This is a genomic window from Catenibacterium sp. UBA627 (genome assembly GCF_002299355.1).
In the GTDB taxonomy this organism is placed as follows: domain Bacteria; phylum Bacillota_I; class Bacilli_A; order Erysipelotrichales; family Coprobacillaceae; genus Catenibacterium; species Catenibacterium mitsuoka.
The window spans coordinates 3,696-4,121 of the sequence record NZ_DBPF01000129.1 but is presented as its reverse complement, the minus strand read 5'-3'; the positions used below and the strand labels follow the sequence as shown (position 1 = coordinate 4,121).

The 426-nt window shown below is 33.3% G+C and carries 1 protein-coding gene; it reads right to left on the bottom strand.

Annotated elements, in window-relative coordinates; all coding sequences use genetic code 11:
* Positions 1–171: 171 nt before the first annotated feature.
* A partial coding sequence (locus B2S90_RS08790; protein ID WP_286696903.1) for a hypothetical protein occupies positions 172–426 on the bottom strand: 255 nt, incomplete at its 5' end.

The following is a 426-nucleotide window of genomic DNA, read 5'->3' as shown; positions in this document are numbered from 1 at the left end:
TAGAACCATATTGAGGTACATAGTTGACTGTCTTTACGACATCAAACATACTCCCACAGATAAACATCACTGCAAGAATAAGTACCCATCTATGAAATACATCATCAATAATACAACTTATAACGGTAAGGAGATCTTCATTCTGTTTATTGTTTTCCATATATATCCTCCTTACTGTTCCACAATGACAACAAGTTTAGTTAAACCATAGTCGTCATTGGCTGTCTTCACTCTATAAATAAATTCATACATACCAGGTGTATTAGGATCATAGTCCGTATTAATAGTCACCTGATTCTTTAAGCTAGAATAATCCATCTTATCCATCATAATAGACTGGATATGACTCTTTGCATTCACCTTTGTACCTACCTTAACTCTCATTAAATAAGTATCCAGATTAATTGTCACTGTCTGTTCCTTATT